Annotated in this window: 25 protein-coding genes; 3 read left to right on the forward strand and 22 right to left on the reverse strand. The window is 44.0% G+C overall.

Features of this window, described 5'->3' with window-relative positions; translation table 11 throughout:
• Positions 1-11 precede the first annotated feature (11 nt).
• The 6 genes from trxA to GCWU000325_RS05255 form a co-directional block, all read right to left on the reverse strand.
• The gene (trxA, locus tag GCWU000325_RS05225) at positions 12-380 is read right to left on the reverse strand and encodes a thioredoxin (protein ID WP_006255174.1); all 369 of its coding nucleotides are present in this window, start codon (positions 378-380) and stop codon (positions 12-14) included.
• A gap of 418 nt (positions 381-798) precedes the next feature.
• Positions 799-3,840: a leucine-rich repeat protein gene (locus GCWU000325_RS05235; protein ID WP_006255176.1), complete on the reverse strand. Its 3,042-nt coding sequence runs from the start codon at positions 3,838-3,840 to the stop codon at positions 799-801.
• A 1,468-nt stretch (positions 3,841-5,308) separates the two neighbouring features.
• On the reverse strand, positions 5,309-6,556 hold the full coding sequence (locus GCWU000325_RS05240; protein ID WP_006255180.1) for a phosphoglycerate kinase: 1,248 nt from the start codon (positions 6,554-6,556) through the stop codon (positions 5,309-5,311).
• Between the two features lie 82 nt (positions 6,557-6,638).
• A complete protein-coding gene (gene nth / locus GCWU000325_RS05245) occupies positions 6,639-7,286 on the reverse strand; it encodes an endonuclease III (protein ID WP_006255181.1) in 648 nt (215 codons plus the stop codon).
• Positions 7,283-7,888 carry a riboflavin synthase gene (locus tag GCWU000325_RS05250; protein ID WP_006255182.1) on the reverse strand — a complete coding sequence of 202 codons (606 nt, stop codon included), beginning with the start codon at positions 7,886-7,888 and terminating at the stop codon, positions 7,283-7,285. The genes nth and GCWU000325_RS05250 overlap by 4 nt, the downstream gene beginning before the upstream one ends.
• A 5-nt stretch (positions 7,889-7,893) precedes the next feature.
• Complete coding sequence (locus tag GCWU000325_RS05255; RefSeq protein ID WP_154646584.1) at positions 7,894-8,379, reverse strand: hypothetical protein; 486 nt, start codon at positions 8,377-8,379, stop codon at positions 7,894-7,896.
• Between the two features lie 129 nt (positions 8,380-8,508).
• Here GCWU000325_RS05255 and rpsA point away from each other — a divergent pair, with 129 nt between their 5' ends.
• Both rpsA and GCWU000325_RS05265 read left to right on the forward strand, forming a co-directional pair.
• Positions 8,509-10,281, forward strand: coding sequence for a 30S ribosomal protein S1 (gene rpsA / locus GCWU000325_RS05260; protein WP_006255184.1), 1,773 nt, complete (start codon positions 8,509-8,511; stop codon positions 10,279-10,281).
• Positions 10,282-11,345: 1,064 nt separating this feature from the next.
• A complete protein-coding gene (locus GCWU000325_RS05265) occupies positions 11,346-11,564 on the forward strand; it encodes a hypothetical protein (RefSeq protein WP_006255186.1) in 219 nt (72 codons plus the stop codon).
• A 432-nt stretch (positions 11,565-11,996) separates the two neighbouring features.
• Here GCWU000325_RS05265 and GCWU000325_RS11420 read toward each other — a convergent pair whose 3' ends face one another.
• Entirely contained in the window at positions 11,997-12,296 is a 300-nt protein-coding gene (locus GCWU000325_RS11420; protein ID WP_083787976.1) for an HNH endonuclease signature motif containing protein, read from the reverse strand.
• A gap of 367 nt (positions 12,297-12,663) precedes the next feature.
• On the opposite strand from GCWU000325_RS11420, the gene GCWU000325_RS05275 reads away from it, so the two are divergent.
• Positions 12,664-13,128, forward strand: coding sequence for a hypothetical protein (locus GCWU000325_RS05275; protein WP_006255189.1), 465 nt, complete (start codon positions 12,664-12,666; stop codon positions 13,126-13,128).
• A 218-nt stretch (positions 13,129-13,346) separates the two neighbouring features.
• Here GCWU000325_RS05275 and rplQ read toward each other — a convergent pair whose 3' ends face one another.
• From rplQ to rpsH, 15 genes are all read right to left on the reverse strand, one after another.
• Positions 13,347-13,841, reverse strand: coding sequence for a 50S ribosomal protein L17 (rplQ, locus tag GCWU000325_RS05280; RefSeq protein ID WP_040598965.1), 495 nt, complete (start codon positions 13,839-13,841; stop codon positions 13,347-13,349).
• Positions 13,842-13,915: 74 nt separating this feature from the next.
• Positions 13,916-14,908 (reverse strand): DNA-directed RNA polymerase subunit alpha, encoded by a 993-nt coding sequence (locus GCWU000325_RS05285; RefSeq protein ID WP_006255191.1) that lies wholly within the window; start codon positions 14,906-14,908, stop codon positions 13,916-13,918.
• 91 nt (positions 14,909-14,999) lie between these two features.
• Positions 15,000-15,608: a 30S ribosomal protein S4 gene (rpsD, locus tag GCWU000325_RS05290; RefSeq protein WP_006255192.1), complete on the reverse strand. Its 609-nt coding sequence runs from the start codon at positions 15,606-15,608 to the stop codon at positions 15,000-15,002.
• A 120-nt stretch (positions 15,609-15,728) separates the two neighbouring features.
• Positions 15,729-16,118 (reverse strand): 30S ribosomal protein S11, encoded by a 390-nt coding sequence (gene rpsK / locus GCWU000325_RS05295; RefSeq protein WP_006255193.1) that lies wholly within the window; start codon positions 16,116-16,118, stop codon positions 15,729-15,731.
• Between the two features lie 10 nt (positions 16,119-16,128).
• Positions 16,129-16,509 carry a 30S ribosomal protein S13 gene (gene rpsM / locus GCWU000325_RS05300; RefSeq protein WP_006255194.1) on the reverse strand — a complete coding sequence of 127 codons (381 nt, stop codon included), beginning with the start codon at positions 16,507-16,509 and terminating at the stop codon, positions 16,129-16,131.
• Between the two features lie 30 nt (positions 16,510-16,539).
• Entirely contained in the window at positions 16,540-16,656 is a 117-nt protein-coding gene (gene ykgO / locus GCWU000325_RS11425; RefSeq protein ID WP_007899708.1) for a type B 50S ribosomal protein L36, read from the reverse strand.
• A 14-nt stretch (positions 16,657-16,670) separates the two neighbouring features.
• The gene (gene infA / locus GCWU000325_RS05305) at positions 16,671-16,889 is read right to left on the reverse strand and encodes a translation initiation factor IF-1 (RefSeq protein ID WP_006255196.1); all 219 of its coding nucleotides are present in this window, start codon (positions 16,887-16,889) and stop codon (positions 16,671-16,673) included.
• An 8-nt stretch (positions 16,890-16,897) separates the two neighbouring features.
• Complete coding sequence (gene map / locus GCWU000325_RS05310; RefSeq protein WP_006255197.1) at positions 16,898-17,692, reverse strand: type I methionyl aminopeptidase; 795 nt, start codon at positions 17,690-17,692, stop codon at positions 16,898-16,900.
• Positions 17,693-17,709: 17 nt separating this feature from the next.
• Complete coding sequence (gene secY, locus GCWU000325_RS05315) at positions 17,710-19,056, reverse strand: preprotein translocase subunit SecY (protein WP_006255198.1); 1,347 nt, start codon at positions 19,054-19,056, stop codon at positions 17,710-17,712.
• Positions 19,057-19,058: 2 nt separating this feature from the next.
• Positions 19,059-19,505, reverse strand: a complete 447-nt coding sequence (gene rplO / locus GCWU000325_RS05320) for a 50S ribosomal protein L15 (protein ID WP_006255199.1) — start codon at positions 19,503-19,505, stop codon at positions 19,059-19,061.
• Positions 19,506-19,527: 22 nt separating this feature from the next.
• Positions 19,528-19,704, reverse strand: coding sequence for a 50S ribosomal protein L30 (gene rpmD, locus GCWU000325_RS05325; RefSeq protein WP_006255200.1), 177 nt, complete (start codon positions 19,702-19,704; stop codon positions 19,528-19,530).
• A 5-nt stretch (positions 19,705-19,709) separates the two neighbouring features.
• Entirely contained in the window at positions 19,710-20,222 is a 513-nt protein-coding gene (gene rpsE / locus GCWU000325_RS05330) for a 30S ribosomal protein S5 (RefSeq protein ID WP_006255201.1), read from the reverse strand.
• Positions 20,222-20,566 (reverse strand): 50S ribosomal protein L18, encoded by a 345-nt coding sequence (rplR, locus tag GCWU000325_RS05335; protein WP_006255202.1) that lies wholly within the window; start codon positions 20,564-20,566, stop codon positions 20,222-20,224. The genes rpsE and rplR overlap by 1 nt, the downstream gene beginning before the upstream one ends.
• 18 nt (positions 20,567-20,584) lie before the next feature.
• Entirely contained in the window at positions 20,585-21,154 is a 570-nt protein-coding gene (gene rplF, locus GCWU000325_RS05340) for a 50S ribosomal protein L6 (protein WP_006255203.1), read from the reverse strand.
• Between the two features lie 12 nt (positions 21,155-21,166).
• Complete coding sequence (gene rpsH / locus GCWU000325_RS05345) at positions 21,167-21,568, reverse strand: 30S ribosomal protein S8 (protein ID WP_006255204.1); 402 nt, start codon at positions 21,566-21,568, stop codon at positions 21,167-21,169.
• Positions 21,569-21,572 lie beyond the last annotated feature (4 nt).

Genomic DNA, 21,572 nt, shown 5'->3' on the forward strand with positions numbered 1-21,572 from the left:
CTGCTATGTTTTCAGTGTTCCTCTTTCAGAAGAATATCTGCAATCGCACGTTCAAAATCGTTTTGCATCATTGCGCCGGTTGCCATCTGAGGCTTCTCACTCATCGGAATGAACAACAAGGAGGGAATAGATCGGACGCCAAAGAGAGCAGCAAGTTCTTGCTCTTTATCAACATCGACCTTAAATACATTGATACGTCCATCGTATTTTTCTGCTATCTTTTCGAGCACCGGCGCCGTAGCTTTGCAAGGGCCACACCAAGTGGCGTAGAAATCAATAATGGCTGGCTTGTCACCAAGATATTTCCATTCCTGCGGATTTGCTTCAAAGTCCATAATTTGTTTCTTGAAGTCGGCTATCGTTAAGTTTTGTACGCTCATGTCTTCTTTTATTTTTGAGAATTATTCAGTTCTAAATTTTATTTTCCATTGGAAACTTGTGCAAAAGTATAGATAACTTTTCAATGAAACAAATTTCCTTTGGAAAATAAATAGGATGAAATAAAAAAGGATGATGTAGAGCGCTATTTTATGCCAGCCTATTTGAGAGCCTAAACTCCTTTGCTCTTGTGCAATATGTAGATAACTCCTTACGACCTTACGCTCTTTATTAGCCATTTCTGCTTTTGTATATTTCTCTGCTCGTTCGGCTTCAAGATACGTTGCCGCGCTGTTTGTTCCGCCATAAAAACAGTCGGTATAAATCTCCATATTAAGGAGAAATATACCGACTGATTAAAGGGAGGAGTTCTCAGCTACTCTTCGAGGTAAGTGTTTAGCTCGAAGAGAGAAGCGTTGATTATAGCGCTATTTTCTTCACGATGCGCTTACCCTCTTGATTTACAACTACGATGTAGTTGCCGTGAGCGAGAGAGACGGAGATGGAATCGTGCGCTTTCTTTTCTATGAGTTTCTTGCCATCCGTGCCATATACAAGGATGCGCGCGTTGTTGAGGCCGGAGATGTTTAGAACTTCTTCCTGCGTAGTGAAGCGCACGTTGTCGAGTGCAACGTTGGTTACTGATACCAATTCAAGCTCTTCGATATGCGTAAAGGCCTTCCAACCCGGAGCTTGACTGTAAGCTGCTTTCGTACCTTTGGGTACGTACAACGTAGCTGCTTCGATGTCAGCTATGTCTGCGAAAGCCAAATCATCAAGTGCGGGAGGCGTCGTGCTGTAAGAGTATACCTTAGCGATAGATTGGCAGCCTCTGAATGCACTGGCTCCGATGGTTACGTCCTTCGGAACGTTGAGCGTAACAATAGCCGAGCCTTGCAGTGCTTGCTCACCAATGTAGGTGACGCCTTCTTGGGGAAGGTCGAAACTTGCTAATCTGAAACAAGCCTTAAAGCAGAAGTCGCCGATGCGTTTGAGCGCTTTGCAGTGATCAATCTTAAGATCTACCAAGTTGGCTGCGCCGATGAAAGCATAGTTTTCCAATACTTCCACATTCGCCGGAAGCACAAGCTTTTGAGGATGGAAGTTGAAAGCAAAGGCATATTTTTCAATCTTCTTAATATCGTTCGGGAGTTCGATCGGCTTAGCCTCTTGTCCCGGTTGTACGAATGAGGGGTAGTGCATCAAGGCACGGTCAGCCTTGCGAATGAGCATACCGTTGAGTGTTTCGAAGAAATCGTTGCCGCCCTCAATCTTCTTGATTGGAATAGCGAAAGTGAATGCGCCCGTGCGCACCTTTTCTACAGAAGCAGGGAGTGAGAACGTCTCTTGCGGGTAAGCCGTAGCTACTTGTACCAACTCTTTGCCATCTTTTGAATAGATTGCGTTGTCGGTAGACGTGAAGTGTTGGTTTTCAGCAACGACAACCAACTTCTTCAACTGGCCGCAGAACATAAAGGGAAGTTCTCCGATGCTTTCTACTTGGGCAGAAATCGTCAAGCCCGTCAGGCTGGAGCCCTTAAAGGCGAAGTCTGCAATATGCTTAACATTGTTGGGGATGACTACATCGCCTACGGCATCCCACTTAACCAGTGTGTTGCCTTCGATTGCGGGGGCGTGGTCGCCACCTTGGTGTCCTTCTTCCTCGCAAACCAAGTGTACGGTGAGGTCGCTCGTAACATTGTTGACGCGCAACTCTTTATCTTTTTCCGTTTTCTCCTCATCGTTAACGATCCAAGTGCCCACCTTATAGCCGGCATTGGGAGCAGCCGTGAAGATGATATCTTTGCCGCTTGCTACAGCCTCGCCGTTGGCTACAGGTGCGCCTTCTGCTGTGCGAGCAGAGAGTGTGCCATTGCCGCTGAGCTCTTTATAATTAATGACTACAGTGCCTTCGTTGCGCTCGAAACGAACGAGGAAGTCGATCGTCTTAGTCGGCGTTACCGTCCAGGTTGTTTTGCCTTTCAGTTCTTCATTTTCGATGTACTTGCCGTCACTATTTTCAAAGAGCCAATCCGTGACTTTATAACCTTTGACCGGCGTAGCGGTGAAAGTCACACTCTTGCCTGTGGGTACGATATCGCTGCTCTTGAATTCTTTGCCATCCATTACACCCGTCACCGTACCGCCGGCAGCATTGGCCGACTTGAAGAATATGCGGTTACCTTCAGGGAGTTTGTTGCAATGCGCTACGATGTTAAGATCTTCGTCGACCGACTTAATCTCAAGTACTTTCGGGTTTTGAGGATCGCCGTCGACTTTCTTGCCGTTAACCATCCAGTGAGAAAATTCGTAAGTCGTGAATTTGTAGCGGCATTCCATCTTGAGCGTACTGCCTTTGGCCACTTCGCCGCCGTTTTCTACAGTAACAGGGCCCGTAGTCCAAGCTTCGATAAAGCCTGAACCTTCCGGTTCAACCTTGAAGTTTACGCGATATTTCTTCAGTTCGCCTTCAGGCGCACCGACGATAATCTTCGCCTTATTATAATGTTTTGCCAAGGCCGTTTTAACCGTTTCATTGGCCACGTAGATCGTCATCGAAGTGTTGTCGCCCGGGCCTCCGTTGTTGTAGTTGCCAAAAGCGGTAAACTGCTCACTTTCATGAATGTCAATGAGCTTTATGCCGCCGATTTGGCCGAATGATAGGAAGCCAACGCTTTCAAGCTTGGGCAGATAGATGCTTTCCAAAGCATCTGCAGAGAGGAAGCTGGTTTCTCCAATGCTTTTTACGGATTTACCAATGATCGTTTGCAGCATCTTCACGTTCTGGCCCGCGCCGGCTGCAATGCTCGTCGTTTCGTCGGGTAGCGTGATCTTCGTAAACTGAGGGAGAATGATAACGGCTTCCGTCTTGTCTTTTGTAAGTACAGCACCGTCAGCAACCACATAGCCTGCTTGCGCGTTAGTGATCTTGAATTCCGTAATGTTCGGGTCGTTGTTGAAAGGATTATTTTCGATCACTCCCAATTCGCCGCCTATGGTCACCTTTTGGAGTGAGGAGCAACTGAAGAATGCGTTCTTGCCAATGCGTTTGATGGCCGGCAAGTCGAGCGTCGTGAAGCCGTCGTTGTCGCAAGAAGCAAAGGCTTCTTCGCCGATTTCCTCTACATTCGGCATCTTTACCGACTTAATACCTTTGCATTCCTTAAAGGCTTCTTTGCCGATCTTCTTTACTTGGTTGAAATCGACAGAGGTGATCTCGTCGTTTGAAGAACGGAGCGATTTCCCAAAAGCGGGAGCTCCCTCCCAATCATCATCACCGCCCCAGTCGCCGCCACTTTCGTGGAAACAGTTCGGGGCAATTTCAACTACGCCATCAGGGATTTTAATATCTCCCGATGCCATTGGCCAGCCTATAAGCACGCCATCTTGAATATTCTGTGCTTTGATGCCAAAGGTCGAGGCAATCAGAGAGAACAGAAAGAAAAGGGTGAACTTTTTCATTTGTGGATAATTATTGAAGATTCTATGTTGTCTGCGTTGGTCGCAAACTTTTTTGTATTGTTCCTTTTTTAGTTGTTTACAGCCCTCCTATCCGAACAAAAGCCTACGAAGGCCTGGGTAAGGATACGGCAATTAAAGAATTTCCTAAGTAGATATGCGGGAAAACTTAACGCTTACTTTTACACGAAATCTATTTGGATAACCGCAAGGAGAGGGTAACTTATGACGGGGCGACGATATGCGCTCTCAATGTTCTTACAGACTCTCTTCATGTAGATGTGACTTTGTTATCAGTTGCCTCCAAATCTGCTATTCTTGTAAGGGTTTTGCAGCAGACTCTTGCGTCTGGTTATAAATTGGCCTCCAAAAGAATGTAATGTGCACGTTGCCCTTATTTGGGATGTGTATATTGATGACAAAGATAAGCAGATGTTTTGATTTTTTCAAAGAACTTTCTCTTAAGAAACTTTAATCAATTTCTTATAGGTACGTGCCTTACAAATGTGAAACAGGGGACTGACGAATGACAAATCTTCACATTTTACCGACAAGGGCGGTCTCTTTTCGCCTGCTGCGATCCTTGCTTTTGCTTTACTAAGCTGAGTTGTAAACCTTGCCGGGCCGGAGAAAGAAAGGATGTGTAAACTTCAAATATGATTAAGATAATATACTATCAACGACTATTAAAAATAAGACTAAATGTAGCCAACCAAAAACATAAACTACCAACTTTTCATGTCTCTACACGTTGAGATGAGCGTCTCTGCACGTTGAGACACGAGTCTCTACACGTTGAGACGATAGTATCTACACGCAGAGACATCATTTTAGCGCTTTGAAAATAAATCGGCATTACTGAGCGGACTAAGACTCAACGACTAAAATGTTGCAAACTGCATTGTAGACTTTTCGCGCCTTATGATCGGTCGTATCCTCAAACTTGAAAATTTCATGGGTAAGTTTCGGGTGGACTGACTTTCCGTTATGGTATGATCAATCATAGGACTTCGAAAGGCAGCTTCTTTAGGGTTGTTCGGCAAACGGCTTGAAAGTGAAAAACAGGTGTGGCTGATTTTGAATGAGCATATAAGCCGATAGAAAAAAAAGGCGACATAGAGAGTAGTAGTCGCGAGTTGGTTTTCGAGGGGATTGGTTTGTAATAAACCAACATAAACGAATGTTTCTTCTTATGTCTGCTTCAAGCTTAGCTTGGGCCTTTGGCTGTGAAAGATGGAAGTGCAGCGTTTCAAGCTTAATGCGTATCATGAGTTGTTTTGTCGGATTCGGCGAAACGGTTGTGAGGTGCGTGTCTCGTTATAATAAGTATATCGGTATTCTTTATGGAAGTTTCTGAGTTTTTCATCGAAAAGATTGCAATGCTTCCTATGCAAAAAACGTCTCTATCAAACGAGAAAGGGCGCGTCTGCTTAGACGCGCCCTTTTAGCTTTATATAATTGTCAAAGAGGATCAGCCCTTGATTGCCGTTACGCCGGGGAGTTCTTTCCCTTCGATGGCCTCCAACATAGCGCCGCCGCCGGTTGATACATAGGATACTTGATCAGCCAAACCGAACTTGTTGACTGCAGCAACGGAGTCGCCACCACCTACAAGACTGTAAGCGCCTCGCTTCGTAGCCTCGGCTACATACTTGGCAATTTCGCCTGTGCCCACAGCGAAGTTGGGCAACTCGAAGACGCCGACCGGACCATTCCACAAGATGGTTTTAGAACCGAGAATTACCTTCTTCCAAATTTCGAGCGATGCAGGACCGGCGTCCATACCTTCCCAATCATCGGGAATCTCGTTAATGGGGAAGACTTTCCTCGGCGTGTCGTTCTTAAACGCTTGCCCGCAGACGCTCTCTACCGACAAGTAGATATTAACATCCTTCTCCTTGGCCGCTGCCATTACGTTAAGCGCTTCGGGCATCAAATCGTCTTCGTGGAGTGACAGCCCAATGTTGCCGCCTAAAGCCTTTACAAAAGTATAGCCCATACCTCCGCCGATAATGAGGTTGTCAACCTTGTCCAACAGATTCTTGATCACACCGAGTTTTGAGCTAACCTTGCTACCGCCGATAATGGCCGTAAACGGGCGCTGCGCGTTATGCATAACGTTTTCGATGGCTTTTACTTCCTTCTCCATCAAATAGCCGAGCATCTTGTGGTCCTTGTCGAAGTCGTCGGCAATGACGGCCGTAGAAGCGTGGCGACGGTGAGCCGTGCCAAAGGCATCATTGATATAGTAATCAGCATAAGAAGCCAACTTGCGGGCAAATTCTGCTTGGCGGGCTTTCATCTCTTTCTTTGCCGCATCGTAAGCCGGATCGGCCTTATCAATGCCTACGGGCTTACCCTCCTCTTCAGGATAGAAACGGAGGTTCTCGAGCAGGAGCGCTTCGCCTGCTTGGAGCGCAGCCACTTCGCTTTCAGCCTTGCCGCAATCAGGGGCAAACTTCACGTCAACGCCCAAAGCTTCAGAGACGTTCTTTACGATTTGGCTGAGTGAGAGCTTCGGGTTCACCTTGCCTTTAGGCTTGCCCATATGGCTCATCATAATCAAAGCCCCGCCGTCGTTTAATACTTTCTTTAATGTAGGCAGTGCGCCGCGTATGCGGGTATTGTCTGTTACAAGTCCGTTTTCGTCGAGAGGCACGTTAAAGTCAACGCGAACGATTACTTTCTTTCCGTTGAAGTTGCAATTGTCAATTGTCATAATCAATAGTTTATATAAGTCGTCAGTTATCTGTGTTGCAAATTTACAGAATATACTTGATACGACCTCATATTCTTTGCTTTTATCTTTTCTTAATTTGCAGTGGCCCTTTGCACAAGCCGCGCAGATCGCATTTGTCGCACTTTGGGCGTAGCGCCGTGCAGACATAGCGCCCGTGAAGCAGCAGCCAGAAGTGGCTGGGGGCTACTTTCTCTTCGGGAATGTATTTTTTTAGCGCCATCTCCACCTTGTAGGGCGTATTGGCCGTCTTCGGCACTAAGCCTAAGCGATGGCTGACGCGGAAGACGTGCGTATCGACGGCTAATGCCGCTTTGTGAAAAGCTACGGCTTGCACGACGTTGGCCGTCTTGCGCCCCACGCCCGGCAGGCGAGTGAGCTCTTCAAGCGTAGTCGGCACTTCGCCATTAAACGCTTCGACGAGCATTTGCGCTAAGCCGGCCAAGTGTTTGGCTTTCGAGTTAGGATAACTCACGCTCTTGATGTATTCCAACAGTTCTTCCGGTGTGGCTTGTGCCATCGCGGCCGCGTCGGGATATGCCTCGAAGAGCGCCGGCGTAATCATATTGACCCGCTTGTCGGTGCATTGAGCTGATAATACCACAGCTACGAGCAGTTGGAAGGGCGTAGTGAAATGGAGTTCGGTTTCTACGTCGCCATACTTAGGCGCCAAGGTGCCTAAGACCGTGTCAAAAAGTTCCTGCTTCTTCATTCCTCAAAATGTCTGAGGCGTGCCATATACTTCCCCAGAATGTCAAATTCGAGATTAACGACAGAGCCTTCTTTTATATCGTGGAAGTTGGTGTGCTCATAGGTATAAGGAATGATGCAGACCTCAAAAGTATTGTCCGTCGGGCGGCAAACGGTCAGACTAACGCCATTGACCGTAACGCTGCCTTTCTCTACGGTAAAATAGCCCTGCAAAGCCTTCGCACGATTTGCCTCGTAGGCAAAGGTGAAAATATAGCTGCCATCGACGTTCTCCACCTTCTTGCAAACAGCTGTCGTGTCTACGTGTCCTTGCACGATGTGTCCGTCCAAACGGCCGTTCATCAGCATCGAGCGTTCTACGTTCACTTCATCGCCCGGCTGCAGCAAGCCCAAATTAGAACGCTGCAAGGTTTCGTCCATCGCCGTAACGACATACTGATCTCCCGTTTGCGAAACAACCGTAAGGCAAACCCCATTATGCGCCACGCTCTGGTCGATGCTGAGTTCGTGTGCAAAATCGCACGTAAAGGTGAAATGAATGTTTGTCCTATCTCTTTCCACAGCGACGAGGCGCGCCGTGCTTTCTACTATACCACTAAACATATCGTTTACTTTTTCTGAATGAAATATTGCTGCTTGCCCTCGGCCTTAAAGGCTTTATCGTCGAGCGAGAGGATGCGCACCGTGTCGCCGTTAATAATCGGACGAGCATTGAAGATCGTAAAGTCTTTGACGAAGCGGCGCAACTGTGAGAGATTGACTGCTACGCCCACCGCCTGATAGTCCGTACCTTTTCCGCGCACGGTCAAGGCATAATCATCGCCACCATTGATGTCGCCATAAAAGATGCCATCTTTGCCATCGAGTTCATACGTGCGGTCAAGTTCCAATGTATCGCCCTTTGTCGTGATCACGGCAAAAGTCGACATACCATATAAATCATCATCCGCTTTACCATAGATGGTCGAGTCGGGTACTGTATTTACTTGTGTCACGCTATCCGTTGGCGTTGCCGCCTGCTGATTGGTTTGTGCCTTGCGCTCTTTGCAGCCTACGAGCGCTAAGAGCGTAAGAAAAACTATCGCTTTCTTCATAAAAAACATATTTTGAGCGGCTAAAGTACAAATTATTTCTTGTTCTATCGCTTGTTACTCAATGGAAAACCGTAACTTTGCCGCGATATAATTCACTTTTCTAACAATATTAATCCTTTTAAAATTTAAATGGAGAATTACAAGAACATTCAACCGCTGTCCGAGTTTGACTGGGATGCATTTGAAAAAGGCACAGTCGAAGGCGGAGAAAACCAGCAAGAGCAAGAAGCATCTTACAACAAGACGCTTGGCAATGTAACTGAAAATGACGTAGTCGAAGGCACAGTCATTTCTATCAACAAGCGCGAAGTAGTTGTAAGCATCGGCTTCAAGAGCGACGGCATCGTCCCCGTAAGCGAATTCCGTTACAATCCTGAACTTCAAGTAGGCGACAAAGTAGAAGTTTACATTGAAAATCAGGAAGACAAAAAAGGACAGCTTGTTCTTTCTCACAAAAAAGCTCGCTTGAGCAAAGCTTGGGACCGCATTAACCAAGCATTGCAAGACAAAGAAACAATCAAGGGCTTTATCAAGTGCCGCACGAAGGGCGGTATGATTGTAGACGTATTTGGTATCGAAGCCTTCCTGCCGGGTAGCCAGATTGATGTTAAGCCGATTCGCGACTATGACATCTTCGTGGGCAAAACGATGGAGTTCCAGGTGGTTAAGATCAATCAAGAATACAAGAACGTTGTGGTTAGCCATAAGGCACTTATCGAAGCTGAACTCGAAGCACAGAAGCAAGAGATCATCTCTAAGTTGCAAAAAGGCCAAGTGCTCGAAGGTACGGTTAAGAACATCACTTCTTACGGCGTATTCATCGACTTGGGCGGCGTAGATGGCTTGATCCACATCACAGACCTTTCTTGGGGTCGCGTAAACGATCCGCATGAAGTCGTTCAGCTCGACCAGAAGCTCAACGTCGTTATCCTCGACTTCGACGAAGAGAAGAAGCGCATCGCGCTTGGCTTGAAGCAACTCACGCCGCATCCTTGGGACGCTTTAGCACCTGAATTGAAGGTGGGCGACAAGGTTCAAGGCAAGGTTGTCGTGATGGCCGATTACGGCGCATTCGTAGAGATCGCTCCGGGTGTTGAAGGCTTGATCCACGTTAGCGAAATGAGCTGGAGCCAACACTTACGTTCAGCGCAAGACTTCCTCAAGGTAGGCGACGAAGTTGAGGCTGTAATCCTTACGCTCGACCGCCAAGAGCGCAAGATGTCGCTCGGCATCAAGCAGCTCAAAGAAGATCCTTGGAAGGACATCGAAGTGAAATACCCTGTTGGTTCTAAGCACCAAGGCAAGGTACGCAACTTCACCAACTTCGGCGTATTCGTTGAATTGGAAGAAGGCGTTGATGGTCTCGTACACATCTCTGACCTCTCTTGGACGAAGAAAGTTAAGCATCCGTCTGAGTTCACCCAACTGGGCGCTGAGCTTGATGTTGTTGTCCTCGAAATCGACAAGGCAAATCGCCGCTTGAGCCTCGGCCACAAGCAGCTCGAAGAGAATCCTTGGGATAAGTTTGAAGGCCTCTTCGAAGATGGTTCAATCCATGAAGGTAAAGTTGTAGAAATTTTGGACAAGGGCGCAGTAATCCAACTCGAAGAAGGTGTAGAAGGCTTCGCAACGCCGAAACACTTGGTAAAAGAAGATGGTAGCCGCGTTCAGCTTGGCGAAACTTTGCCTTTCAAGGTGATCGAGTTCAATAAGGACAACAAGCGCGTGATCCTTTCTCACAGCCGCACATTCGAAGACCCGCAGCGTGCAGAGCGCAAAGCAGCTCGCCACAATGCGAAGAAGGAAGAAACTACGCAAATCCAAAACCAGATAGCAAGCAACAGCTTGGGCGACAACGACGCTTTGGCTGCATTGAAAGCTAAAATGGAGCAGGGTGAGTAATTAGCGCAACCCTTGCAATAAACAAATCGAGAGAAGGTGGGACCGGCTAAGCCCGTTGCCACCTTCTCTTTTATTCTCGCCACACATATATATTATATATGGTGTATTGATAAAATGCGTAGAGATACGAAGGGACAGGGTCGAAGGAATGACCGTGTACCGCCCCGAGGTCGCTTTTCAGCGGCCTCATTTTTTTCTTTATAGGGCTGACAGATAGAAGTCTTTGTCTCCCTCTACTCTAAAGCTGAAGTCTGTTGCTGAGCTTCAATCTTTTCGTGAACTTTCATTTTTATGTGCGAAACGCAGGAAGGCTACGCATCGTTCCACCTTATAGCAGTCAAATAAGGTAGGGCTCGTTTATCAACAGACTTGCTTCAATCTTATTCGCAATGCTCATCTTGCGCGGGTAAGCCGTACCAAAATCAGTTTTGAATACTTCTGATTATCAGTAGTATAAGATGTCTAAAAACTTTCCTATAAGAGAGTAAAAATTGTCTTATAAGAAAATTTTTCCGATCCTATAAGAGAATTTTTCCGATCACCTAAGACAATTTTCACGATCACCTAAGAAAGTTTGAACACTCCCGTTTGTTGTTTCTTCACTACTGCGGACGAGTGCAAAATGCGGATAAAAGCAACTTTCCAAGAACCGGTCGAAAGCGATCGAGCAAACTACGTTTGTGGTAATCCCGCTATCTTTAACAAGACAAAAAAACGATGATGAAAGGATATAAATCACCAATTATCAGTTAGAAATAACGGATATATAGGAGAAATAAAAGAAATAAGACATTCAACTTTAGGGAAATCCTCTCAGCTATTTAACGATTCTTTGAGGTCACAAAATCTGTTCTGATTATAAAGAAAGGACCCATTCATAGTATTCTCTTTCTTTATCATCCTCTATCTTCAGCACACCAGCTTCAAATAAAACGAGGACCGCAAAACAAAGAAATGGATCTGACTTCTTATATAGTTTAAGAATTTTAGAAACACAATCTGATTTGGGAATAAAGCCAGCATCATTGCCCCTTCTGTCCTTGGGAAATCTGAATAGATAAGAGTTGGCATCAAGTAATGCAATTATATTTGGTGACTATATACGACAATACCCTAAAGACAAATTCTCAATTATAAAAGAAAATAAAATACAAATTATGAAAGCTATTATTTACAAGAAAGTAACAAAAGAGGGGAATGATTATAAAGGTAGTACCCAAGAAAAAATATATTTCTTAGGCATACCAGTGTTTTGTTCTACAAAAGAATTAAACGAGAGATAACACTTCTGGAACGAATGAGTGATATTCAAACCGATTATTTCCCTCATTGAAATAAACTATTTGAATTTCTATTCTACCCCTTACATCCAAGATACCACAAACTGTAAATTTCATACTTGGATTTGAGCGTAAACAGACTACATCACCTTTCTTAAACTCTTCCATAAAATCCTCCTTTCTGTCTTTATGGTAGCATATTTCAAGCTACCGTTATACATTGAATGTTAATCCCATTACTATCGTCAATAGTTTTGGGATTTTATCTTTATCATTTCAAAAGGTATGCCTAATTTTATATGAGGTATAATAAACCAAATATATAATCGTTATTATATCAGAGTTAATAAAGAAAAGCTACCGTTACGGTGTCAAAATAACAGTAGCTTTGATAAGACTCATTTATCGTGCAATAACGTGAAATGAGATGTATCGCTATCTTTCAGTGTTTTTATTACCTGAAGAAGTGATTTTGCAAACCAGTCGGTCGTTTTGACGTGATGCATTATTTTCCCATTGTAAAGGACGAAGATTGGAAAGATTATCAGTACCACCTTTAGACACTGGAGTAATATGGTCTATTTCCCACCCATAATCACTTTGCCTATTTCCATATTGATTTCTTCCAATCCAAGCCTTACATTGGTCTTTTCTCCATTTTTGTGCATCATATCCTGGAACAGTATCTGCTTTCTGCCATACTTTTTGTACAGTGTCTTCTGAAAAATTTGCCATATGATTTTATTCTTGTTAAACATGTAAACTCCCCTTTTATAATGGAGTTGAAGCTCCACTATCTTATATCGAAAGATTAGTAGAAACGCTGCATCCTATTAGGTTTTCAGCAAGCAAGTGCCTATGACACCTTTTAGATAAATGCAACAATTATACCAAGTGATGACGCTGCCAATTATGTCGTACTTGCAACGACAATCTGTCAGCCATACTGTTAAGAATTATCCAATTATAATCTAAGTATGGATTTAATCAAGAGCATACATATTTCTTCTGTAGAAGAAGCGGAGAGTATTCTGAAATCAGAAATAAGTGTTAATTCTCTATTGGAGAGTTGAAGCGTACTCCAATATTAAATAGCTATGGATTGACTAAGCAGAATGTTCAAAGCAAGATAAACAAAATTTTCAGAGCAGCGAATACCAATCTACTAACAACTAAGTTAAAGGCGGATAATACAGAAGATGTTTCCAAGGCATTTAAGGCGTTATTTCCTAAGTGTAAGGTAACTTTAAGGCTGATAGAAGATACAGATGCTCGTAATAAGCAAACCACCTTATATGATATAATAGTACAGAAAGTTGGCACATTCCATATATCTGTTAAAGTCGAAAGACCTATATATGAAACGTGCCGTATGACTTATGATTTATTGAATGGTACAAGCGGAACGCTGATAGACAGTACAGATAGTACTGATTTGGAAATAGCCTCAAAGAACAATGCCGTATTGTTTGTGAATAACCTTACCTATAAACCTAAGAAAGATTTAGTGATTGCAAGAAATAGGGTATTGTCGTATATAGTCACCTTATATTTTTATATTGTATAGTTACGCGACGTAAATTTTCGCTCTGTTTCTTAAATCCCGAATCAGTTATTGATTCAATAACACCAGCCGTATGATTAGCCAATATATCGTAGAGATCATTGGCGTTGTATCAAGTCATCAAAAATTTCGAATTCATCAAGTAAAAATGTTCCAAAAGGAGAAACAAAAAAATCCCCACTATCTCACGATAGCGGGGATTTGCAATAAGTTGTTGGTTTTTACTTTTCTGCTTGAGCGGCTTCCTCTGCGGGAGCTTCAGTTGCGGGAGCTTCCGGAGCTGCTTTTTCTGCTGCGGGAGCTGCTTTCTTAGAACGACGAGTGCGAGTGGCCTTCTTCTTGGTCTTAGCCATATTCTCATCGTAATCAACCAATTCTATAAAGCACATATCGGTACCATCGCTCTGACGGAAACCGGTCTTGATAATACGTGTGTAACCACCGGGACGATCTGCTACTTTCTCGGAAATGTTCTTGAACAACTCCGTTACAGCATACTTATCGCGCAGATAGCTGAACACGACACGGCGAGAGTTTGTCGTATCCTCTTTACTACGGGTGATCAGAGGCTCAACATACTTCTTGAGCGCCTTTGCTTTAGCGAGAGTCGTAGTGATTCTTTTGTGCATGATCAGAGAGACTGACATGTTAGCCAGCATCAACGCTCTGTGGGATGCAGTACGACTCAGATGGTTGAATTTTTTATTGTGTCTCATTTTCTTTTAAGTTGTTTGAGGATGCTTTTTGCGCATTCTTTGAGCTAAATAGGCTCTGCTACCGAACACGCGCTTTATTCGCGATCCAATTTGTATTTTGAAATATCAGTTCCAAACTGTAGATTCAGACCCGCGAGCAAATCATCAAGCTCTGTGAGCGATTTCTTACCAAAGTTGCGGAACTTGAGCAGGTCGTTCTTATTGAACTGTACCAAATCGCCCAATGTCTCGACGTCGGCAGCCTTAAGACAATTCAGCGCACGAACGGAAAGGTTCATATCGGAAAGCTTCTGCTTCAGAACCTGACGCATATGAAGCACTTCCTCATCAAACTCTTCGTTGTCTTCTTGCGTTGCATCTTCCATCGTGATCTTCTCATCAGAGAAAAGCATAAAATGGTAGATTAAAATCTTGGCTGCTTCTTTCAAAGCGTCCTTCGGTTGTATGGAACCGTCCGTCGTAACTTCAAGCACGAGCTTATCGTAGTCGGTCTTCTGCTCTACGCGGAAAGGCTCTACAACGTATTTGACGTTACGAATCGGGGTGTAAATAGAATCGATAGGTATTTGCGTTACCTCCACACAAGCATCGCGGTTTTCTTCTGCGGGAACATAACCGCGCCCTTTGTTGATGGTAAGCTCTATCGAAATCGTGGCTTTGGAATCAAGGTGAGCAATCACCAATTCCGGATTTAACACTTCAAATCCACTGAGATGCTTGCCAATGTCACCTGCTCTAAATTCGGTGGCGTTGGAGATGGTCAAGCTGACTTTTTCATTCTCAAGCTCCTCGACTATGTGCTTGAAGCGTACCTGCTTCAGATTGAGTATAATGTTGGTTACGTCCTCGCGCACTCCGGGGATAGAGGCGAACTCGTGTTCGACGCCGGCTATCTTTATTGTATTGATGGCAAAGCCTTCAAGGGAGGAGAGCAGGATGCGACGTAAGGCATTTCCAATCGTGACGCCGAAACCGGACTCCAAAGGACGGAACTCAAACTTTCCGAACTTGTCGTCGTTTTCCAACATTATCACTTTATCAGGTTTTTGAAATGCTAATATCGCCATGAATGTAAATTTTGAAAATTGATGGACTCGTAAGGTAGAATGCAGAAAGAATAAAGGTCGGTTCTGCACTCGCTACCTCCGTTTCCTTTACTTAGTTCTTAGAGTACAACTCGACAATCAGCTGTTCCTTGATGTTCTCCGGGATATCTGCACGCTCAGGCTTGTGCAACAACTTGCCTGCCTTAGCACTTTCGTCCCACTCCATCCAAGGATACTTGCTGTGGTTGAAACCAGCGAGTGAATCTGCAATCACTTCGAGCGACTTAGACTTCTCGCGAACTGCCACAATCTGACCGGGTTTCACGCTATAAGAAGCGATGCCCGTAACTTTTCCGTCAACAGTGATGTGGCGGTGGTTAACCAATTGGCGTGCTGCAGCACGAGTAGGAGCAATACCTAAACGGTATACCACATTGTCCAAACGGCATTCGAGGTTCTGCAAAAGAATCTCACCTGTAATGCCATTAGACGCAGATGCTTTCTCAAACATATTACGGAACTGCTTTTCGAGCACTCCGTAAGTGTACTTAGCTTTTTGCTTCTCTGCCAACATCACTCCGTACTCAGACGTCTTGCGACGACGGCCATTGCCATGCTGTCCGGGAGGGAAGTTGCGACGTGAAAGAACTTTATCTGCTCCAAAGATGGCCTCGCCGAAACGACGGGCAATACGAGACTTTGGTCCAATATATCTTGCCATAAATCGTATGTTTTATCTAAATTGATGAGTTTAAGAAGTATGCTACACTTAGAAAGAACTTGGAAAAATATCGGTGTTCAGAGAGATATATCTACCTTCTAGCGTGTAGCCAAAGGATGATTATACTCTTCTTCTCTTTGGAGGACGACATCCGTTGTGGGGTAATGGAGTAACGTCAATAATCTCTGTCACTTCAATACCGGCACCGTGCACGGCGCGAATAGCTGACTCACGACCATTGCCGGGACCTTTAACGTATGCCTTTACTTTGCGAAGGCCCAAGTCGAACGCGGTCTTTGCACAATCCTGCGCAGCCATCTGAGCTGCGTAAGGAGTGTTCTTTTTAGAACCGCGGAAGCCCATCTTACCTGCTGAAGACCAAGAAATAACTTGTCCTTCAGAGTTAGTAAGGGATACAATTATATTGTTAAAAGAGCTGTGTACGTGAAGCTGGCCATTGGCATCTACCTTCACTACTCTTTTCTTAGTTGCGACTGTTTTCTTTGCCATAACTTATCTATTATTTAGTAGCCTTTTTCTTATTTGCAACAGTCTTCTTGCGACCCTTGCGAGTACGTGCATTATTCTTCGTGCTTTGACCACGAACAGGAAGGCCTAAACGATGACGAATACCACGGTAGCAACCGATATCCATCAGGCGCTTAATGTTCATCTGAATTTCACCACGCAAGTCACCTTCCACTTTATATTCATTGGAAATAATCTCACGAATCTTACCTGCCTGGTCATCCGTCCAGTCGGATACTTTGATTCCTCTGTCAACTCCGGCTTTATCCAAGATTTTTGCGGAGCTACTACGACCTATACCGTAGATGTAGGTCAAGGCAATCTCTCCTCGCTTATTCTGAGGAAGATCGACACCAACAATTCTTATTGCCATATAGTAATTTAATTATTTGCGATAAATGGATTAACCCTGACGCATTTTGAACTTAGGGTTTTTCTTGTTGATCACAAAGAGACGGCCTTTGCGCCGTACAATCTTGCAATCAGGAGTACGCTTTTTCAAGGATGCTCTTGTCTTCATATCTTGTTATCTATTTATTTGTATCTAAATACGATTCGGCCCTTAGAAAGATCATAAGGACTCATTTCTACCTTAACCTTGTCGCCGGGGAGAATCTTAATATAATGCATACGCATCTTACCAGAAATATGGGCTGTGATCTCATGCCCATTTTCCAACTCTACCCGGAACATTGCATTGCTCAAGGCTTCAACAATTATACCGTCTTGTTCGATTGCTAACTGCTTAGACATATAATAACTTATCTGTTCTGACTTTCTATAGTTTCTATTTCTGTAAATGACGAGAGAATCTCAGGTTTTCCATTATGGATCGCTATGGTATGCTCAAAATGAGCTGAGGCTTTTCCGTCACGGGTTTTGACTCCCCAACGATCAGGCAACATAAAAAACTCTCTTGTGCCCATTGTAATCATTGGTTCAATTGCGATACATAGGCCATTCTTGAGTTGTTTTCCCGTCCCGGGTTTACCATAATTAGGGACCATTGGCTCTTCGTGCATCTCACGTCCGATTCCGTGACCAACAAACTCGCGCACGACACCATAACCACAAGGTTCGACGTGAGACTGTACTGCATAACCAATATCTCCAATTCTTTTTCCAGGCATTGCTGCTTGGATTCCTTTGTAAAGACTCTCTTTCGTCACTCGGAGTAATTCATCAACCTCTGAAGAAACCTCACCTACACGAAATGTGTAGCAAGAATCTCCATTGAAACCTTCAAGCAAAGCGCCGCAATCAACAGAAACGATATCACCCTCTTTCAAAGGGTCATCATTAGGAACACCATGTACTATAACATCATTAACTGATGTACAGATGGATGCTGGAAAAGGTGACCCGTAAGGGTTTGGGACGCCTTTAAATGTAGGTGCACCGCCATTATCACGAATAAACTGTTCAGCAACGGCGTCCAACTGATTGGTCGTAACGCCTGGCTTTACAAGTTTAGCTACTTCAGAAAGAGCAGATGCGACAAGACGATTGGCCTTGCGCATAAGCTCTATTTCATCTTCGGTTTTTAGATAAATCATCCGTTTGAGAATAAGACTTATAGATTGCCTCCGGAATGAGATCTTGTATGACCTGCACTCAAAAGACCATCATAATGTCTAACCAACATATAGCTCTCGATCTGCTGGAGTGTATCAATTACAACTCCGACAAGAATCAATAGAGATGTTCCGCCAAAAAATTGGGCAAAGCCTTGCTTAACGCCAATCAGGACGGCAAATGCCGGTAATATAGCGATCAATGCGATAAAGAGAGAACCAGGGAATGTGATTCTCGTCATCACGCGATCAATATAATCACCAGTGGGGCGACCAGGTTTTACCCCGGGAATAAATCCGCTGTTGCGCTTCATATCCTCAGCCATCTGCTGTGGATTCATCGTAATAGCCGTATAGAAATAAGTAAACAGCACGATGAGGATCACATAAATGACATTGTAGGGAAGGCTGAACTGGTCAGACAAGAGATGTCCTAAACCATTTCCACCGGTTTTGGAGAACGCATTCAGCACACTCGCCGGAATGAACATAATCGCTTGGGCAAAAATAATAGGCATTACATTCGCTGCGAAAAGTTTCAAGGGAATATACTGACGAGCTCCGCCAAATTGTCGGTTACCTTCGATACGTTTTGCATATTGCACGGGAACTTTCCGAGTAGCTTTCACCAAAATAATGGAGAGAGCCATAACGAAAAGCAGGGCAATAATCTCAAACAGCAACTTAATCAAGCCACCACCTTCAGCTCCAGATAATGCACTAGTAAATTCCTCCATCAAAGCACTCGGGAAACGAGCGATGATACCAATCATAATGATCAAGGAAACACCATTACCAACACCTTTATCTGTGATACGCTCTCCCAACCATAATATAAACATACTACCAGCTGAGAGAATAAGGGTAGAAGTCAGCATGAATCCAAACCCTTGTCCAACAGTAAAGGCTCCACCTTCGCCGCCCACTTGAGCGTTAAGGTTAATCATATACATGGGAGCCTGAAATAGAAGGATTGCGACAGTCAACCAGCGTGTGTATTGATTCAATTTACGCACTCCGCTTTCGCCCTCTTTCTGCATCTTTTGGAAGTGAGGTACCGCCACTGCTAACAACTGAATAACAATTGAAGCAGAGATGTAAGGCATGATACCCAACGCAAAGACTGATGCGTGAGAGAATGCTCCACCAGAGAACATGTTTAATAATGACATCAAACCTTCACTGGTCTGTGCCTGCAACTGATTGAGGCGAGCAGGATCGATGCCGGGTAAAACAACAAAAGATCCAAACCGGTAAATCGCGACAAAGAGAAGCGTGATAAGTAAACGCTGGCGAAGATCTTCAATCCTCCAAATATTCTTTAGTGTCTCGATTACTTTTTTCATAACTAGATTTTTGTCGCCGTTCCTCCAGCAGATAGAATTGCAGCTTCTGCACTCTTAGAGAATGCATTCGCTTCTACGTCCAGCTTAATATTAAGCTCGCCACTGCCAAGAATTTTTACAAGATCTTTAGCAGAAAGCAGGCGTGCTGAGATCAACTCTTCTCGTCCTATCTTTTGCAAAGACAACTTCTCAGCCAATTCTTGAAGAGTACCTAAATTAACAACACGATACTCGACTCTGTTGATATTTTTGAAGCCAAACTTCGGCAAACGACGCTGTAACGGCATCTGGCCACCTTCAAAACCAATTTTCTTGGAATAACCAGAACGTGACTTTGCACCTTTGTGACCACGCGTAGAAGTGCCCCCTAAACCAGAGCCGGGACCACGACCTATGCGTTTCCGAGAATGTGTTGAAGCAACAGCGGGTTTTAATGTATGTAATTTCATAACTTAAGCTTTTTATTTGAGGTTAATCAACTATCGTCACAAGATGTTGTACTTTGCGAATCATCCCGCGGATACAAGGATTGTCCTCAACTTCAACCGTATTTGAAATCTTATGAAGGCCTAAAGAATCAAGCGTGCGCTTTTGGTCGATAGGAGCTCCTATACGGCTCTTAATCTGTTTGATTTTAATCGTTGCCATATCTCTTAACCTCTGAAAACTTTATCTATTGAAATACCACGCTCATGCGCTACCGTATGAGCATCACGCATACCCTTAAGAGCCTCAATTGTAGCTTTCACTAAATTGTGAGGGTTAGAAGAACCTTTAGACTTTGCTAAGACGTCCTTTACACCTACGCTATCAAGTACGGCACGCATTGCACCACCGGCAACGACACCGGTACCCTCAGAAGCAGGAAGAATCGTTACCTCAGCACCGCCAAAACGAGCATTCATTCCATGAGGGACAGTTCCTTTCAATACAGGAACCTTTACGAGGTTCTTTTTTGCAGCCTCAATGCCTTTTGCAATGGCTGTAGTGACTTCACCAGCTTTACCAAGGCCATGACCAATTACACCTTTACCATCACCTACAACGACAATTGCAGCAAAAGTAAATGTACGACCACCTTTAGTTACCTTGGTAGTACGATTGATAGCAACCAGTCTATCTTTTAAATCTTCACTATTTACAATAACTCTGTTTGCCATAACCATTAAAATTTAAGTCCACCATTACGAGCACCATCAGCCACATTCTTAACACGACCATGATAAAGATAGCCGTTACGGTCAAAAACAACCTCACTAATTCCTGCGGCAATAGCCTTTTGTGCTACGAGTTCTCCGACCTTAGAAGCTTGTTCCAACTTAGGCATCTTATCTAAACCCAATGATGAAGCGCTTACCAAAGTGCGCGCTGTATCATCATTGATAATCTGGGCATAAATCTGTTTGTTGCTTCTGAACACCGTCAGACGAGGGCGCTCAGCAGTTCCGGAAACACGTTTGCGTACACGGTATTTTATCTTAATACGACGTAGTTCTTTCTTCGTTGTCATAATACTTGCATTTTAAAATTACTTCGCACCTGCAGCCTTGCCACTCTTACGACGAATCTGCTCACCAACGAACAATATACCTTTACCCTTATAAGGCTCTGGCATACGGAACGAACGAATCTTTGCACATACTTGTCCTAACAATTGCTTGTCGCAGGATTCGAGGCAAATATACGGATTCTTGTTACGTTCTGTCTTTGTTTCTACTTTCACTTCGCTCGGAAGTTGAAGGAAGATGTTGTGCGTATAACCTAAAGAAAACTCCATCAGGTTTCCTTGATTTGAAACGCGATAACCTACGCCGACTAACTCTAATTCTTTCTTGTAGCCTTCACTTACACCAACAACCATGTTATTAATCAAAGAACGATACAAGCCATGGAAAGCTTGCTTCTGCTTTGTAGAAACAGAGTCGTTTTCTTGATCGATAGTGAAAGTAATGACATTAGCGTCAATAACGACATTAATAGAAGGATGCACTGTCTGTGAGAGTTCACCCTTCGGACCTTTAACAGTCACTACATTATCCTTTAGAGTAACGTTTACTCCTGCAGGAATGTTAATTGGCAATTTTCCTATTCGAGACATAGTATTCTTCTATTAATAGACAAAGCATAATACTTCACCACCGATCTTCTCTTGTGAAGCCTCCTTATCTGTCATAACACCTTTGGACGTAGATACAATTGCTATACCAAGTCCATTAATTACTCTCGGCATATCACGATAACCAGTATATTTACGCATACCAGGGCGTGAAATTCTCGTCAGGTTCTTGATTGCATTAGCCTTTGTTTGAGGATCATACTTTAATGCAATCTTGATCATACCTTGAGGATTATCCTCTGTATCCTCAAACTTATAATTGAGAATATATCCTTTTTCAAAAAGAATCTTTGTAATATTCTTTTTGAGATTTGACGCGGGTATTTCAACAACTCTATGCTTCGCATGAATTGCATTGCGCAAACGCGTCAGAAAATCTGCTATTGGATCAGTCATATTT

Origin of the sequence: Alloprevotella tannerae ATCC 51259, assembly GCF_000159995.1 — a bacterium.
Lineage (GTDB): Bacteria > Bacteroidota > Bacteroidia > Bacteroidales > Bacteroidaceae > Alloprevotella > Alloprevotella tannerae.

What these genes read in the sequence shown, in the direction of transcription:
- rpsH (WP_006255204.1), bottom strand. Translation starts at nt 21,568, where the DNA reads ATGACTGATCCAATAGCAGATTTTCTGACGCGTTTGCGCAATGCAATT.
- rpsM (WP_006255194.1), bottom strand. Translation starts at nt 16,509, where the DNA reads ATGGCAATAAGAATTGTTGGTGTCGATCTTCCTCAGAATAAGCGAGGA.
- GCWU000325_RS05240 (WP_006255180.1), bottom strand. Translation starts at nt 6,556, where the DNA reads ATGACAATTGACAATTGCAACTTCAACGGAAAGAAAGTAATCGTTCGC.
- GCWU000325_RS05285 (WP_006255191.1), bottom strand. Translation starts at nt 14,908, where the DNA reads ATGGCGATATTAGCATTTCAAAAACCTGATAAAGTGATAATGTTGGAA.
- nth (WP_006255181.1), bottom strand. Translation starts at nt 7,286, where the DNA reads ATGAAGAAGCAGGAACTTTTTGACACGGTCTTAGGCACCTTGGCGCCT.
- GCWU000325_RS11420 (WP_083787976.1), bottom strand. Translation starts at nt 12,296, where the DNA reads ATGGCAAATTTTTCAGAAGACACTGTACAAAAAGTATGGCAGAAAGCA.
- secY (WP_006255198.1), bottom strand. Translation starts at nt 19,056, where the DNA reads ATGAAAAAAGTAATCGAGACACTAAAGAATATTTGGAGGATTGAAGAT.
- rpsD (WP_006255192.1), bottom strand. Translation starts at nt 15,608, where the DNA reads ATGGCAAGATATATTGGACCAAAGTCTCGTATTGCCCGTCGTTTCGGC.
- rplF (WP_006255203.1), bottom strand. Translation starts at nt 21,154, where the DNA reads ATGTCTCGAATAGGAAAATTGCCAATTAACATTCCTGCAGGAGTAAAC.
- GCWU000325_RS05250 (WP_006255182.1), bottom strand. Translation starts at nt 7,888, where the DNA reads ATGTTTAGTGGTATAGTAGAAAGCACGGCGCGCCTCGTCGCTGTGGAA.
- infA (WP_006255196.1), bottom strand. Translation starts at nt 16,889, where the DNA reads ATGTCTAAGCAGTTAGCAATCGAACAAGACGGTATAATTGTTGAAGCC.
- rpsA (WP_006255184.1), top strand. Translation starts at nt 8,509, where the DNA reads ATGGAGAATTACAAGAACATTCAACCGCTGTCCGAGTTTGACTGGGAT.
- GCWU000325_RS05255 (WP_154646584.1), bottom strand. Translation starts at nt 8,379, where the DNA reads ATGAAGAAAGCGATAGTTTTTCTTACGCTCTTAGCGCTCGTAGGCTGC.
- ykgO (WP_007899708.1), bottom strand. Translation starts at nt 16,656, where the DNA reads ATGAAGACAAGAGCATCCTTGAAAAAGCGTACTCCTGATTGCAAGATT.
- map (WP_006255197.1), bottom strand. Translation starts at nt 17,692, where the DNA reads ATGATTTATCTAAAAACCGAAGATGAAATAGAGCTTATGCGCAAGGCC.
- rpsK (WP_006255193.1), bottom strand. Translation starts at nt 16,118, where the DNA reads ATGGCAAAGAAAACAGTCGCAACTAAGAAAAGAGTAGTGAAGGTAGAT.
- trxA (WP_006255174.1), bottom strand. Translation starts at nt 380, where the DNA reads ATGAGCGTACAAAACTTAACGATAGCCGACTTCAAGAAACAAATTATG.
- rpmD (WP_006255200.1), bottom strand. Translation starts at nt 19,704, where the DNA reads ATGGCAACGATTAAAATCAAACAGATTAAGAGCCGTATAGGAGCTCCT.
- rpsE (WP_006255201.1), bottom strand. Translation starts at nt 20,222, where the DNA reads ATGGTTATGGCAAACAGAGTTATTGTAAATAGTGAAGATTTAAAAGAT.
- rplR (WP_006255202.1), bottom strand. Translation starts at nt 20,566, where the DNA reads ATGACAACGAAGAAAGAACTACGTCGTATTAAGATAAAATACCGTGTA.
- rplO (WP_006255199.1), bottom strand. Translation starts at nt 19,505, where the DNA reads ATGAAATTACATACATTAAAACCCGCTGTTGCTTCAACACATTCTCGG.
- GCWU000325_RS05235 (WP_006255176.1), bottom strand. Translation starts at nt 3,840, where the DNA reads ATGAAAAAGTTCACCCTTTTCTTTCTGTTCTCTCTGATTGCCTCGACC.
- rplQ (WP_040598965.1), bottom strand. Translation starts at nt 13,841, where the DNA reads ATGAGACACAATAAAAAATTCAACCATCTGAGTCGTACTGCATCCCAC.